Source organism: Mammaliicoccus sciuri, from assembly GCF_025561425.1.
GTDB classification, from domain to species: Bacteria; Bacillota; Bacilli; order Staphylococcales; family Staphylococcaceae; genus Mammaliicoccus; species Mammaliicoccus sciuri_A.
Genome location: NZ_CP094824.1, coordinates 2,091,974 through 2,107,324, shown reverse-complemented (window position 1 = coordinate 2,107,324; position 15,351 = coordinate 2,091,974). Strand labels below are relative to the sequence as shown.

Below are 15,351 nucleotides of genomic sequence, written 5' to 3'. Positions count from 1 at the left end.
TTAATAGGGTGTTAAGATATTGTAAATATTAATTAATTGTCTTTCTTATAAATATCCTTATATATATACTTACAACTGTATAATACTTAAAGGAGATTTTTATATGCAGACAAATCCTATCAATCTAGACAAAAAATTTAGACCTGAAATTGAAGGGCTAAGAGTTATTGCAGCATTATTAGTTGCAATATATCATATTTGGTTTGGGAAAGTGTCTGGGGGCGTCGATGTATTTTTCGTTGTTTCAGGATTCTTAATTACCACTTCCATTATTTCTAAATACAATAAAACAGGTTCATTTAAATTTATACCTTACATAACAGGATTAATTAAACGATTATTTCCTTCTGTTATAACAGTTTTACTTGTTACGGTTTTCTTAAGCTTTTTCTTATTGCCAGAATCAATACTTGGCAAAACGATAAAAGAAATCTTTGCTTCTTTATTTTATTATCAAAACTGGCAACTCGCTTTATCGAGTACAGATTATTTAAATAAAGATTAAATGAAGACGCCAGTTGAACATTTTTGGGCAATGTCGATTCAAGGACAATTCTATATTATATGGTTTGTCATCTTTAGTTTGATTTTTATGTTATATAAAAAATACACCAACCTAAAAATTATTAATGTCATAAATCTTTGTTTAGGTACATTATTTATCGTTTCGTTGTCGTATTCTATTTATTTAGCGCACGTCAATCAACCTTGGGCATATTTCCATACATTTACAAGAGTTTGGGAATTCTCGCTCGGTGGATTATTAGCAATCAACCTTAATAAAATTAAAATTAATCGTCTAGTAGCAAGTTTGATTGGATGGTTAGGCTTAATTGGCTTGATCTTAACGGGTATTATTTTTAATGTATCAACAATGTTTCCTGGATATATTGCACTATGGCCAATGTTATGTGCCGTATTTATACTCGTTTCCGGTAACTATGAAACTAAATATGGAGTTAAAAAATTCTTAGGATCATCCATTATGGTGAAGGTTGGTGGATTGTCATTTGGCTTATATTTATGGCATTGGGTGATTTTATCATTTTATCAATACCATAATAATGAACGACCTGGAATTGTATTAGGTATTTGTATAATTTTACTATCATGGTTATTATCATATTTAATGACACGTTATATTGAAAAACCAATTAGGTCAGCATCTTCTGATAAAATTGCATTCAAAAAATTAGGAATCGGATTAGCAATACAGTTATTGGCAATCGCCTCTTTATATTTCGTTATCTTTAATAATCCTTTTGAAAAAGAAAAGGTAGCATTGAGTGAAAATTATCCTGGTGCAATGGCTACAGAAAAGCATGTAAAAGTTAAAGAAGGTGTAGAAGCAATTCCAGAGTTTTCAAAAATCAGGAACGAATCACCAGATTCTACAAGAGACAAAGTTCATCAAAAAATAGGTGAATCAAAAGTTCTAGTAGGAGAGTACGGTAAAAAAGAAAACTATGATAAGACAATCGCTTTAGTAGGGAGTTCTCATGCACAACATTGGTTAGGCGCACTTCAAAAAGCAGCTGAAGAAGGCAATTATAGAGTATTAAGCATGACGAAAAGTGGCTGTGTATTAACAACGAAAGACAGTGACCAAGATTGTACGGAGTGGAATAAAAATTTAATTAAAGAACTTGATAAGCAAGACGTCGATTTAGTTGTTACAACTGCAGATTCAAGTACAGATGTAAATGGACAAATCGATCCATTACAATTAAAACAATATCAAAACATTACAAATACAAAAACACCGATTATGGCAATAAGAGATAATCCGAGATATGAGTTTAATGTTCCAGAAACGTTAGATAAATTTGGAGAACAAGAGACGATTAAGAAGATGAATGCTAAACAACGTTTACCAAAAGTTTCTAAATGGGACCAACTTGAACAAAAGCCTGCAAATACAAAATATGTAGACTATACATCGTATTTCAAAGAAAATGGAAAGTTTGCACCTGTAATAGGTAACGTCATTGTATATATGGATAAAGGACATATATCAAATAGTTACTCTAAAACGTTTGGTCCTAAAATAAAGAAAGATATCGAACAATAATTTAAAGAACTTAATCATTAATCTATAAAGCCCCTCGCTCATATGATTTTATATGAGCGAGGGGCTATTTTTAACACGAAATATTGAGCAATTTTAAACAATGATAAAAGAGTGTAAACCCTTCCTTAAGTATCTGTTAAACGCCTGTTTATTGTATTCATAGAAGTTACAATATATTTAACATTACGAAAGTAATAGCTTAACAATTAATTATTAAAGGATGGATATAATATGAAATTAACTACTATTGGTTTAGGATACATTGGATTACCAACATCAATTATGTTTGCGAAACATGGTGTAGATGTTGTAGGTGTAGATATAAATAAAGAAGCAGTAGATAAATTAAATAATGGTCAAATTCATATTGAAGAGCCTGGCTTACAAGAAGCTTATGAAGAAGTGTTAGCTAAAAATAAATTCAAAGCAAGTATGCAACCTGAAAAAGCAGATGCATTTATCATTGCAGTTCCAACTCCAAATAATGATGATCAATATGAATCATGTGATATTTCGTTAGTAATGGGGGCAGTTGAATCTATCGTACCATTTTTAGAAAAAGGTAATACGGTCATTGTAGAATCTACGATAGCACCAAGAACAATGGATGATCATGTTAAACCGTATCTTGAAAGCCAAGGATTTGAAATTGGTAAAGATATATTCTTAGTACATTGCCCTGAAAGAGTATTACCAGGAAAAATATTACATGAACTTATTCATAACAATCGAATAATTGGTGGTATAACGCCAGCATGTGTTGAAGCGGGTAAACGTGTATATGGAACATTTGTACAAGGTGAAATGATTGAAACAAATGCTAAGACAGCAGAAATGAGTAAGTTAATGGAAAATACTTACCGTGACTTGAATATTGCACTAGCAAATGAACTTGCGATGGTATGTAATCATTTAGATATTAACGTATTAGAAGTTATCAAGATGGCGAACAAACATCCACGTGTGAATATTCACTTACCAGGTCCAGGCGTTGGTGGTCACTGTTTAGCAGTTGATCCATACTTTATTATCGCAAAAGATCCAGAAACGACGAATCTCATTCAAGAAGGTAGACGTATTAATCGTTCAATGCCTCAATATGTCATTAATGAGTCTAAGAAAATTTTAGAAACTTTAAATGGTCATAAGGTTGTTGTATTTGGATTAACTTATAAAGGTGATGTAGACGATGTCAGAGAATCACCAGCATTTGATATATATAATGATTTGAGAAAAGAAAATGATATTCAAGTAGAAGCATATGATCCACATGTTGAGCTAGGCTTTGTCCAAAAAGATATTCAAAAAGCCGTTAAAGACGCATCTCTTGTATTAATTTTGAGTGACCATTCAGAATTCAAAAATTTAGTAGATCAAGATTTTGAAGGTATGAAAGAGAAAGTCATTTTCGATACGAAAAATGTTGTTCAATCACAATTTGAACAAGTTAAATATTACAACTACGGTAATTTATATACTTTCGGAAAAGATATTGCACTTTCATTTAATAAGTAAAGATTGAGGGGTCTTCATATGATAGACGTTAAAAGTCCAATTATTCAAAGCGGATTGAGCTTTCAAATTATTTTAAGAGAACCAGAAAATCAAGAAATATTTGATGTAGATGATGATGAACTTACAGTCGGCTATGCGTCTGACTATTTAAATAAAGCATTAAAAGTTATTTCTGTAAAAGAGATAGAAAGTGAACTATATGGATTAATTGTAAGAGGTACGAATATTATAGGATGGACAAGATTAAATCATTCTATCAAATTAATTTCGAAACCTATTGATACGATAAGAGTGGATTTACGTAATTTCTCTACACCACAAATTAATAGAGAGCTAGGATTTAAAGTTGATTATAATTTGTTGTTTAAAGAAAAGAACTTTTCATCTAGAGCATTGTATTTAATTCAAGGTGAAGTGTTAGAAGCTGTATTTAATAAAGGAACATTTACAGGATTTGTGCCTACGAAAGATATAGATAGAGCAATTCCTATTAATAAAAAAGTATCGATAGAAGAATCTGCAGTTTTTTATCAAGATAGTGCATTGTACAAATCAATCGATTTATCTTTGGATGAAGAACAATTTGATTTCAATAACGTCTTGATCGATATGGTGTTCTTAAAAGCAGAATCGGTAAGGATCATTATTAAAAAGAAAAAATATTGGATTAGTTTAAATGATTTAGAAGATAAAAGTATTATTCAAGATTTAGAAGCTAAACAATATGAAAACTATAACGAATTAACATTAGAACAGCTGGATATGATTACAAACTTTCAAGAAGAAAGAAAAGAGTCAAAATCTGCAATTGTTTGTTTAATAAACGAAAATATCTCATTACAAAAAACAAATAAAAATGAAGAGAAAAATCAGTATGAACGATTATATTTGAATTTAAAAAATTCTAAATTAGGAAAGATTCAAACGAAATACTGGAGTTGGAGAAATAGGAGGAAATCATAATGTCTTCAAATATGCCAACAAATATCAATCAAAAAAGTAATATCGAATCCACTAAAGAGGCGTTAGTTAATTTTGATGATAAAACAAAAGTTGAACAATTAGAAGAAGTGTTAAATATTGTTGAACAAGATTATATGTATGGACTATATAAATTAAAAAAAGTTAAAGATCATACAAATCATCATAATTACTATAAAAAAGTAGCAGAAGAATCCAAATTAGATTTCCTTCAGAATCACCAACAACATTTATCGAAACTTGTGAATTCTGATACATCACGTGTATTTATTAAAAATAAATACAAAGTTGGACTCATTGCTGATGAATTTTTATATAACTCATTTAAAGATATAGGGAATATTGTTTATTTAGATAGTGAATTTACGGATTTAAGTCGAGATATGGATGTTGTAATTGTTGCGACAGCATGGCGAGGTATAGACGGAAGTTGGACAGGGTTAGCTTCAGTAAATAGTGAGAAGCGAAGAATGCTCATAGAAGGCATTCAAAAAGCTAAAAAGTTCAATATACCGATAGTCTTTTATTCTAAAGAAGACCCCGTCAATTTCCATTTATACAAAAATATCGCGACAGAATGCGATATTATTCTGACATCTGCTGCGGAAGTAGTAGAAGATTATAAAGAGTATTGTCAAAATGATAAAGTACATGTACTTCAATTTGGTATTAATCCTCATTATCATAATCCAGTCGGTACGAGAAATCCATATAATAAATCATTTAAAAACGATGTTATTTTTGCAGGAAGTTAGACTGAGAAATATCCTGTTAGAAACCAAGAATCTGCAAGAATCTTTGATGAATTAATCAATAATGAAAATGACTTAACAATTGTCGATAGAAACTTACCGTTAAGAAGAAGACGATATCAATTCCCAATGAAATATATCCCATACTTAACAATGCCAATTGATCATGAAGAACTTATGAAACTGCATAAAGTATATAGATGGGCAATAAATGTCAATTCAGTAAAATATTCAGAAACGATGTTTGCTAATAGAATATTTGAGTTACAAGCTTTTGGGAATTTAATCTTATCTAACTATTCAGTAGGTGTTAATAATCAGTTTCCAAATGTATTTATGATTAATCATAAAACTGATGTGGCACCAATCATGAATCAATATCAAGAATATGAAATAGAAGATATGCAGGCTAAAAGTATACGTAGTGTGATGAGAAATTGTACAACGTATCATCGCTTAGATGAAGTTCTATCATATATTGGCATTGAACCGACTCAAAAAGAATCACAAATACTCGTAGTTGTTGATGCATTAACCGATAAAATGAAAGATATTCTATATCGACAATTACATGTTCAGTTTGATGTTATAGAAGCTCAAGATACAGTAGAAGATGTATCACAATATAATTTTATAACTTACATGAAAGATTCAATTGAATATGAAGAGTATTATTTAGAAGATTTATTAACAGCATTTAAATATGTAGATGTTGATTTTGTTACGAAAGATAAACAACATGAAGCACATCAATTTATTGAAAAAGCTCAAGATAAATATGTAACAATGTATCATAAAAATATATTCGATCATCAATTGAATATTACACAGTCGCAAAATGGCTATAATTTAGATCAATCAGAAATTTATGACGCATCTTTATATGGTCAAAATAACCGCAAGAAAAAATTAAGTGTTATTATTCCAATTCATAATAATGGTACTTATTTAGAAGACAAGTGTATGAGAAGTTTAAGAAGATCTTCAATATTTAAAGATATGGAAATTATATTCGTAAATGATGGTAGTACGGATTCTGAAACGATATCTATTATTAATCGATTAAGAAGACGATACCCAGATATCGTTTATTATGCATATGAAGAAGGATCAGGTAGTGCTTCAAGACCTAGAAATAAAGGTGCTGAACTTGCCTCTACAGATTATATTACTTATTTAGATCCTGATAACGAAGCGACTGGTGATGGTTATGCAACATTATTAGAAGAAATAGAATCGAATAAAGATGTCGATATGGTTGTCGGTAATATTATTAAAGAAGATAACAAGCGCAGAGCACTGTTTAATTATGCGGGCACAGTGATGAAGTATAACGACGGAAAATTATTAATCGAAGACCCTAAAAAATATATGAAAAAATGTGGTCTCCGTGCTCAAAGTATTCAAGCTTTAATCATTAAATCACAAATTATTAAAGATAATCATATTCGAATGATTGAAGGTGCTGCTGGCCAAGATACGTTATTCTTCCAAGAATTAATGATTCATTCTAAAAAAGTACAAGCTGTAACAGATGTTATTCATATGTATTACGCAGCTGTGTCTGGTTCAGTTACAAATTCAATTTCTAAGAAACTATTTGATAAATATTACACATTAGAAATTGAAAGAATTCCATTTTACGAAAAACATGGATTACTAACATCCTACTTAGAACATAGATTTAATTTTTACGTTAAAGGCTGGTATTTGCCAAGATTAGAAAAAGTAAAACCGGAAGAAAGAAAAGAAGCGGTAGAACGATTTTTAGAAATATATAGTTTGTATGATCAATATAAACGTCCAGAAGACCATGATTTAAATCAATATGTTGAACATTTAAAGCAAGAGGTTCAGCAATAATTGCGTGATTAATATAAGGGGGTGTGTATGATGGATAATACGTTCATAAAATTTAACAAAGCATATATGATCGTTCCTCGACAAATTTCAATTGAAGATCAAAACTATCGTCAATATGTTCAATTCACTGACTTTACGATTTATTTTTCAAATGATTTAAGTGCTTATGAGTATACAAAGAATGACATCAAAGTAGTCATATTAGGTCATTTTGTGCATACTAAACATGTCGATTTAAAATATCCTGAAATATGCGCCCAATTATTATCTCACGAAATAGATTCTTATGATTTTCTTGAAGAGATGAGTTTTTATAATGGTAGGTATATTATGTTGATAGAGTATAATGGACGTTTGCTACTATATAATGATGCAACGTCATTTTTATCATTGTATTATCATGCATCTCATGATTTATATGCTAGTCATTCAGAATTAGTAAATCAACTCGTAAAGTTATGTTTTGATAAGACTTGTGAAAGAATCGCGCATAAGTCATATGGATTTTTAGACTATAGTAAATATAAAGATGTTTATAAATTCAATGCTAATACAAGATTCAATATAACTGACCATACAATTAAAAGAATTTATCCTATCAAGCCATGTGTTAAGAAATCAGCAGAAGAAGTATATGATATTGTTAATGATGAAATTGAAGCAGCGGTTGAATATTTATTTCAATTTAATCAAAAAGTGATTTGTTCTATCACAGCTGGTCATGATTCTAAAGTATCCTTATCTTATATTAAAGAACATATCAATGATGTGAATTTCTTTACTTATACAAAAAATATAGGTGAATTAGAACATAAACAAGCTGCTCATATTTATCGTATAGATGAATATATTTCTCAAAAGTTAGCATACAATTTAAATTTAAAGCATACGTTATTTAATATGGATCAACTAGCAGTCAATTCAAATTTGATTGATAGATATCAGTTATATGAAACACATCATAGTATTCATTTAATCAATTATTATCATGAGAGTAAGTCGTTTAATCATTGTATACATTTAAAATCTACTATTTTTGAACTTGCTAAAAGTATTATTCCGAAGCGGATACAACGAACAGACTCATTTTTACCGTATGAAAATGTAATCAAAAAATGGGCTAAAGATTTTCAAGTGGATCAATTATCTCACGATTATTTACTAGAATTTGTTAAAAGAAATGATCTCTATAAGACGATTGAATTAGGTTATCATCCTTATGAAACGTTGTATTACGAATCTAGAATGAACGGTTGGCATAGCTGTATTGTTCAAGAAAGTGATGATTATTTAGATGTGTTTAGCTTAATCAATACGAGGCATATCTTATTTGAATTTATGAGTATTAATCAGGAAGATAAGCAGAATCAAATGTTACATAAATTGATGATTAAACATCATTGGCCAATTTTAAATTATTTTCAAATCAATGACATGAATACATTAGAGGATAGAATAACTCAATTAGAAGAAGACACTAATGAGCAAGTAGAAAGTTTGGCGAATATTATGATTCAAACTGAAGATTTCTATCAAGTTATTCAAAATGAAAAAAAGTTATTTCGTGCATTAACACCTAAATTTAGTAATGAAAATCAAAAGAAAATGATATTAACGAATACGCAGGATAACACGATTACACTTGAGTTGAGAACATTTTATCAAAATAAAAAAGGCAGAGATACGGTGTACTTTGATATAGAAAGTGAGTCAATTGACTTAGTAGATTTGAGTAAAAACAATTTTGAATTGACGATAGAACCACAATCATCAATTTCAATTTCTGTCTACGCAAGTAAAAGTTTTGAAAAAGAATCTTGGATCAGTGCTTCACAATTTGAACTTATTGAAAAATAAAAATCAAGTAGGTCGTTATATATGAAGATACTTATTGATATCTTAAAAGAACAATTTAATAATTTACCTAAAATTTTTAAACTTGCAATTTATAATATGAAAAGTCAATATGCCAATCATTATCTTGGTGTATTTTGGAATATATTACAACCCATCTTACAAGTTGCTGTATATTATCTTGTGTTTGGTTTAGGGTTAAGAGGAGATGCGAGTGCACAAGTAGTAGGCGTACCATTTTTAGTACATCTTATTTCAGGTTTGTTTCCTTGGTTGTTTATATCACAAGGGATCAATACAGGTGCATCTGCTATTCAAGGCAATGTAGGACTCTTATCAAAAATGAAGTTCCCATCTTCAATATTTATTTCTATAGCGTTAACAAATAATATGATTAATTTAATGATTACATCAGCCATTTTATTTGTCATATCTGTCATTAATGGCTATGTACCTTGGTGGCACTACTTTTGGTTTATATACTTTTTAGTCGCATCTTATGCAATTATTTTTGGTATCTCATTAATTATGAGTACATTAATTATTGTTATTCGCGATACTAAAAATTTACTACAAAATGTTATAAGAATGTTATTCTTTATGACACCTATCTTTTGGGCGATGGAAGAAGCACATGGTATTTTACAAAGGTTAGCAAGTCTAAATCCATTTGCATATTTAGTAGGTGTTTATCGTACGGCGTTTGTGCATGATAATGTCTCTGTGTACGGGCAATGGCATGATCATTTATATTTTTGGCTTTTAACAATTATATTATTATTAATAGGTTCATTGGTTCATTCAAGGTTTAAACGGAAATTACTAGACTACTTATAGGGTGTTCATAATATGACAAAGAAATTATTAATGATTTCACAAAACTTTTATCCAGAACTTGGTTCTGCCGCAAATCGAATGAAAATGATGTTCAAAGCTTTTCGTTCAAGTGGTTCAGACCCAACAATGTTAACAACCGAGCCAACATATCCTAACCAAAGTTTATTTGAAGATCAATCTTATTTTACAGATGCATCTTTAAATAAATTAGAAAAGAAGAAAATTATTCGAATGAAGATGCATGGCAATAAGCAAAATAGTAATTTTATCATGAGGTTAGTCTATTATATAGAACAATATGTTAGATTAAGAGTCTTCTTGAAAATGCACAATGACGATTATGATATTGTATATGTTTCTAGTCCTAATATATTTTTAGCTTGGGCGACGTTATTTTTTAAAAGTGCGAAACATCCGACATATGTGTTAGAAATTAGAGATTTATGGCCAGACAGTGTAAATGGATTAAAGCATATTAACATAAGTTTATTTATGCCACTATTAAAATTTTTAGAGAAGAAAATGTATAATTCTGCAGATAAAATTGTCATTAATAATGAAGCATTTAGGTCACATATTCAGAAGCGATTACAGCGAAAAGTGCCCATATTTTATTTACCAAATGGCATTTCAAGAAATGAACTGATAACTGAAGAAAAATATAATGATTTTAGTGTTATTTATACAGGAAATATTGGATATGCCCAAGATGTAGATAAACTTATTTCAATATACTTAGCTTTAAATGGTAAACAAATCAATGTTACAGCGATTGTTTACGGTGTCCAAGCTGACAAGTTTAGAAAAACTGTGAGAGATTGTAAGTATATTCAAGTGAAAAAGCCGATGGATCGGACATCTTGTTTAACTGAAATATCCAAACATCATATTTCACTTTCCATTTTAGAATCTTCAGATGTGTTTATGAATGTGATGCCTGGAAAAATTGTAGACGCAATTGGGGTTGGAACACCTCCTATATCTAATATTAGTGGTCCAACTGAAGCCATAATTCAAAAATACAATCTAGGATTTGCAAGAAGACAAGCTTCAATAGATACAATCGTAAACGAAATTGAATCATTAAAATATGACGAACAAGCATTATCCATTAAAGCCAAGAATGCACGTGAATATCGTGATGAACACCTCATTTGGGAAGATAATATTGAAAAGCTTATGACATTTTTAAGAAAAGGTGATAGAGATGACAAAAACTTATAAAATAAAATGTGAAAATGTCTCGAAAGTTTACGACTTAAATGTAAACAGAAAAGATAAGCTGCTATCTTTATTTACTTTTGGATTAAGTTATAAATCTAAACCTTATTATGCTTTACATGATATTTCATTTGAAGTAGAAGAAGGGACGTCTGTAGGCATAATTGGACTGAATGGTTCAGGTAAATCAACTTTATCTAATATTCTAGGTGGTGTTGTTGAACCTTCGTCTGGTACAGTATATACAAATGGTAAGCCGTCGCTAATTGCGATTGGCACAGGGTTAAATCCTGAATTTACAGGTGAAGAAAATATTCATTATAAATGTTTAATGCACGGTATGTCGCAACGAGAAATAAATGAAAAATTTGATGATATTGTTCAGTTTAGTGAACTTGATGAATTTATTTATCAACCTTTAAAATCATATTCTAGTGGTATGAAATCAAGATTAGGCTTTGCAATTGCGATTCATACAAATCCAGATATACTTATTGTCGATGAAGCTTTGTCAGTAGGCGATGAAACCTTTTCGAATAAATGTATAGATAAAATGCATGATTTACAAGAACAAGGAAAAACAATATTTTTTGTATCTCATTCAGCAGGACAAATTAAAAAAATGTGTAAAAAAGCGATTTGGATACATTACGGTGAGATGGTTGCATATGGTGAAGTCAATGATATCGTGGCCAGGTACGTTAATCTCATTCAGAAAGTAAAAAAGAAATCGAAACAAGAACAATTAGAATATAAACGTATTAAAATCCAACAACAACGTAATAAAGAAGTTGATGATTCAGTCATACAAAAAGAAAAAAGACCTACAAGTTTATTAGCGATGATTGGAATCATGAGTGTGGCATGGATATATATACTACTATTCCAAGTAGGGATACTATAATTTGCATGGAATGAGGTTATCAAATGAAAAAGGTCACAATGTTTGTATGGAATCATTTTACGAATGATGCAAGAGTCAATAGAGAGTGTACAACTTTAGCGGATAATGGATATGACGTAAATTTAATTGCGATAAATGATCCGAAAAATCCTGCTATTTCAGCTTATGAAGAAATATCTAATACATTTAAAGTTCATAGAGTGAAGAGATATCCATGGTTATTGCAAGCTTATCAAGATCATGGCAAGAAATTCTTATTAGTTGTAGCTGGTGTCCAAGTTGTTATTATACCAAGTCTTTTCTATATAAGTTTCACATTAATGGCAGCTTATCTATTATCACTCGTGGTTGCTGCAGGTATGATAAAGTTTAAAAAAATAAGAAAATGGTTTATAAATGGAGCAATTATTACGAGAATGATTGTAAAAGGATATATTCAAAATGCTGATATATATCATGCAAATGATTTAAATACATTACCTCAAGCGATCATTTGTTCTAAATTGCGCTTAAAACCAAAACCATTAATTTATGATAGCCATGAAGTTCAATCAGACAGAACGGGCTATAATCCAAAAACAATTAAGCGTATTGAGTCGTTTCTGTTAAAATTTGTAGATCAAATGATTGTAGAAAATCATACAAGAGCTAAATACAATGAAGATATTTATGGATTCTATCCTAAAACATTGTATAACTACTCAGAGAAATACAATATTGAAGAAAAGCCACAAATCAATTTACATAAGAAAATAGGCATCAATGAAGATGAGAAAATTTTACTTTATCAAGGCGGACTGCAACAAGGAAGAGGGCTTGAATTACTTATTGAAGCAATGGATGAAATTAAAGAAGGTCATTTACTATTTATCGGTGGAGGGAAGTTAACGCAACCTTTAAAAGAACAAGCTCAAGCTTCCAAACAAACTGATAGAATTCATTTCTTAGATAAAGTACCATTTCAAAAATTACCATCATATACGCGTGAAGCATACCTTGGATTCCAAGTGTTGCAGAACATTTGCTTCAATCACTATTCAGCAAGTTCAAATAAGTTGTTTGAATATATGATGGCTCACGTACCAGTTATCAGTTGTGACTTCCCAGAAATTAAGAAAGTAGTCGAAGAAACTAATACAGGTTTAGTCGTGGATTCACATAATGCTTCAGAAATAGCTAATGCAGTGAATCAACTTGTAAAAGATACAAACTTAAGAAATCAATTAAGTGAAAATACTAAACAAGCAAAAGAAATCTACAATTGGAATAATGAAAAATCAAAATTACTCGAAATTTATAATCAATTTGTACCATTTGAGCATCCAATAACTCAAGTTCATACTAAATAACAGAAGGTCTACCATGCCTCGGCATCGTAGACCTTTTTTACATGCTTTGAAGTAGTCATCAATTATATTTAGTAACTTGTGTTTTGTAAATATTGGGATTAAAATTATATAATTAAGATAGTAACGGTAGAAGGAGTAATTGTAAGATGTATATTAAAAAAAGTATAGAACGCGTTAGCAATTTTATTGAAGTAGGTAATGAACGAGAAGCAATGATGTTACTAAGAGATTTAGAAGCAAATGTAGTGAGATATGATTTTGAAATAATGGGAGACGGGTTTAACAAATTTGCAGAATTATATATTTCACAAAAAAATAGAAAAAAAGCAATCGAAATGTATCAAAAAGCAATCCTATATTATAGAGAAGTCGGAAACCAAGAAAAAGTATCCCAAGTCAGTCGTAACTTTGAAAATCTGATCTTGTAGAGGTTGGTAGAGGTAAGTAATAAACTATATATCTTTAATGAAGGAGCTTATTATGGAAGAACAAATATTATTTCTTTCTGGTTTAGGTAGTCATAGATTATTTTTGAAAGATTTAAATAACCAATTGGATAATCTGAATTTAGTTCAAATTGATCTACCAGGTCATGGTTTGAATCTAGATGTTAGCGTTAATGATTTAAATGAATTAGTAGATTTGATGCTAGACTGAATAACGGACACAGTAAATTGATAATAAATTAAGCTATAATGAAAGTAATCAATTTACAGGAGTGTTCGTTATGTCTAAAAGAAAATATGATCATAGCTTTAAAATGGAAGCAATTCAGTTAGTAGAATCTGGTAGAAAAGCAACAGAAGTTTCAAGAGATTTAGACATCCCTATTCAAACATTAACCAAATGGCTAAGTGTTTATCGTAAAGAAGGTGAAAAAGGATTTGTTGGTAGTGGTAGACGTACCCCTAAGAAACAGTCTGAAGTTGATCTACAAAAAAGATTAAAAGAGCTAGAAGAAGAAAATAAGATATTAAAAAAGGCTATGCACATCTTTGCCAAAGACCAGAAGTAATATACAGGTTTATTGAAGAACACCGACATGAATTTCGTGTTATAAAGATGTGTGAAGTGTTAGGTGTTTCAAAAAGTGGCTATTATGGTTGGAAGAATCGTAAACCAAGTAAACGTACAATTAGACATGATGTATTGAAAAAACATATTTATCAAATTTATATTCAAAGTCAAAAACGTTATGGTAGTCCTAAAATTACACAAGTACTAAGAAGCAAAGGATGTACGGTCACACAAAGAACAGTCAGTAGGATAATGAATGAATTAGGTATTAAATCAATAACAAAAAAGAAATATAAGGCTACAACAAATTCCAAACATCAACTTCCTGTATATCCCAATATATTAAACCAATCATTTAAAGTATCCGGATTAGGAAGTGTTTGGGTCGCAGATATAACGTACATATAAACGAGAGAAGGTTGGCTATACTTAGCAACAGTCATGGATTTATTTTCACGAAGAATTATTGGATGGTCAATGTCTTCAAGAATGACTAAAGATCTTGTGTTATCAGCCTTTAGAAAAGCATGTACAATACAAGAACCAAGAAAAGGACTGATTCATCATTCAGACCGTGGAAGTCAATATGCTTCTATAGAATATCAGACATTACTTAAAGAAAAAGGAATTCAAACAAGCATGAGTAGAAAAGGAAACTGTTATGACAATGCGTGTATAGAATCATTTCATAGTATTATCAAAAAAAAAAATTAATTCACCATTGTGACTACAAAACAAGGGATGAAGTAATGTTCAGTGTTATGGAATACATTCTTACTTTTTACAACTCAAAAAGAATTCATTCGACACTAAATTATATGAGTCCAATTGAATTTGAGAAAAATATGCATAAAAACATCCTCGCGATTCATATAATTTTGGTCCTTTAAAAGAATATGAATCGCGAGGCAAGCAAGCGAAGCGCGGTAGAATTCTCTTTTTACTGTGTCTGTATTCTTGATATAGATCCAATTGGTTTATATCAGA

13 protein-coding genes and 1 pseudogene are annotated in these 15,351 nt (G+C 30.0%); all 14 read left to right on the top strand.

Annotated features, from left to right (window positions below; translation table 11 throughout):
- Positions 1 to 103 precede the first annotated feature (103 nt).
- The 14 genes and pseudogenes from MUA60_RS10980 (at position 104) to MUA60_RS15615 (ending at position 15,254) form a co-directional block, all read left to right on the top strand.
- Positions 104 to 505, top strand: a complete 402-nt coding sequence (locus MUA60_RS10980; protein WP_262648265.1) for an acyltransferase family protein — start codon at positions 104 to 106, stop codon at positions 503 to 505.
- Positions 506 to 2,071, top strand: coding sequence for an acyltransferase family protein (locus MUA60_RS10975; protein ID WP_262648264.1), 1,566 nt, complete (start codon positions 506 to 508; stop codon positions 2,069 to 2,071).
- Between the two features lie 231 nt (positions 2,072 to 2,302).
- On the top strand, positions 2,303 to 3,586 hold the full coding sequence (locus MUA60_RS10970; RefSeq protein ID WP_262648263.1) for a nucleotide sugar dehydrogenase: 1,284 nt from the start codon (positions 2,303 to 2,305) through the stop codon (positions 3,584 to 3,586).
- Between the two features lie 18 nt (positions 3,587 to 3,604).
- Positions 3,605 to 4,549, top strand: a complete 945-nt coding sequence (locus MUA60_RS10965; protein WP_262648262.1) for a hypothetical protein — start codon at positions 3,605 to 3,607, stop codon at positions 4,547 to 4,549.
- Entirely contained in the window at positions 4,549 to 5,322 is a 774-nt protein-coding gene (locus MUA60_RS10960) for a DUF3880 domain-containing protein (RefSeq protein ID WP_262648261.1), read from the top strand. The genes MUA60_RS10965 and MUA60_RS10960 overlap by 1 nt, the downstream gene beginning before the upstream one ends.
- Before the next feature lie 126 nt (positions 5,323 to 5,448).
- The gene (locus MUA60_RS10955; RefSeq protein ID WP_262648260.1) at positions 5,449 to 7,182 is read left to right on the top strand and encodes a glycosyltransferase family A protein; all 1,734 of its coding nucleotides are present in this window, start codon (positions 5,449 to 5,451) and stop codon (positions 7,180 to 7,182) included.
- A gap of 30 nt (positions 7,183 to 7,212) precedes the next feature.
- Complete coding sequence (locus MUA60_RS10950; protein ID WP_262648259.1) at positions 7,213 to 9,039, top strand: hypothetical protein; 1,827 nt, start codon at positions 7,213 to 7,215, stop codon at positions 9,037 to 9,039.
- Between the two features lie 21 nt (positions 9,040 to 9,060).
- Positions 9,061 to 9,873 (top strand): ABC transporter permease, encoded by an 813-nt coding sequence (locus tag MUA60_RS10945; RefSeq protein WP_262648258.1) that lies wholly within the window; start codon positions 9,061 to 9,063, stop codon positions 9,871 to 9,873.
- 12 nt (positions 9,874 to 9,885) lie between these two features.
- Entirely contained in the window at positions 9,886 to 11,097 is a 1,212-nt protein-coding gene (locus MUA60_RS10940; RefSeq protein ID WP_262648257.1) for a glycosyltransferase family 4 protein, read from the top strand.
- Positions 11,098 to 11,155: 58 nt separating this feature from the next.
- A complete protein-coding gene (locus MUA60_RS10935) occupies positions 11,156 to 11,998 on the top strand; it encodes an ABC transporter ATP-binding protein (protein WP_458256610.1) in 843 nt (280 codons plus the stop codon).
- Between the two features lie 23 nt (positions 11,999 to 12,021).
- Complete coding sequence (locus MUA60_RS10930; protein ID WP_262648255.1) at positions 12,022 to 13,347, top strand: glycosyltransferase; 1,326 nt, start codon at positions 12,022 to 12,024, stop codon at positions 13,345 to 13,347.
- 146 nt (positions 13,348 to 13,493) lie between these two features.
- A complete protein-coding gene (locus MUA60_RS10925; protein ID WP_243558988.1) occupies positions 13,494 to 13,775 on the top strand; it encodes a hypothetical protein in 282 nt (93 codons plus the stop codon).
- A gap of 52 nt (positions 13,776 to 13,827) precedes the next feature.
- Positions 13,828 to 14,004 carry a hypothetical protein gene (locus tag MUA60_RS10920; protein WP_262648254.1) on the top strand — a complete coding sequence of 59 codons (177 nt, stop codon included), beginning with the start codon at positions 13,828 to 13,830 and terminating at the stop codon, positions 14,002 to 14,004.
- A gap of 70 nt (positions 14,005 to 14,074) precedes the next feature.
- Positions 14,075 to 15,254: pseudogene (locus MUA60_RS15615) on the top strand (IS3 family transposase).
- Positions 15,255 to 15,351 lie beyond the last annotated feature (97 nt).

Coding starts and splice junctions, on each gene's coding strand:
- MUA60_RS10970 (WP_262648263.1), top strand. CDS start 2,303: ATGAAATTAACTACTATTGGTTTAGGATACATTGGATTACCAACATCA.
- MUA60_RS10955 (WP_262648260.1), top strand. CDS start 5,449: ATGAAATATATCCCATACTTAACAATGCCAATTGATCATGAAGAACTT.
- MUA60_RS10980 (WP_262648265.1), top strand. CDS start 104: ATGCAGACAAATCCTATCAATCTAGACAAAAAATTTAGACCTGAAATT.
- MUA60_RS10940 (WP_262648257.1), top strand. CDS start 9,886: ATGACAAAGAAATTATTAATGATTTCACAAAACTTTTATCCAGAACTT.
- MUA60_RS10925 (WP_243558988.1), top strand. CDS start 13,494: ATGTATATTAAAAAAAGTATAGAACGCGTTAGCAATTTTATTGAAGTA.
- MUA60_RS10960 (WP_262648261.1), top strand. CDS start 4,549: ATGTCTTCAAATATGCCAACAAATATCAATCAAAAAAGTAATATCGAA.
- MUA60_RS10950 (WP_262648259.1), top strand. CDS start 7,213: ATGGATAATACGTTCATAAAATTTAACAAAGCATATATGATCGTTCCT.
- MUA60_RS10975 (WP_262648264.1), top strand. CDS start 506: ATGAAGACGCCAGTTGAACATTTTTGGGCAATGTCGATTCAAGGACAA.
- MUA60_RS10930 (WP_262648255.1), top strand. CDS start 12,022: ATGAAAAAGGTCACAATGTTTGTATGGAATCATTTTACGAATGATGCA.
- MUA60_RS10945 (WP_262648258.1), top strand. CDS start 9,061: ATGAAGATACTTATTGATATCTTAAAAGAACAATTTAATAATTTACCT.
- MUA60_RS10965 (WP_262648262.1), top strand. CDS start 3,605: ATGATAGACGTTAAAAGTCCAATTATTCAAAGCGGATTGAGCTTTCAA.
- MUA60_RS10920 (WP_262648254.1), top strand. CDS start 13,828: ATGGAAGAACAAATATTATTTCTTTCTGGTTTAGGTAGTCATAGATTA.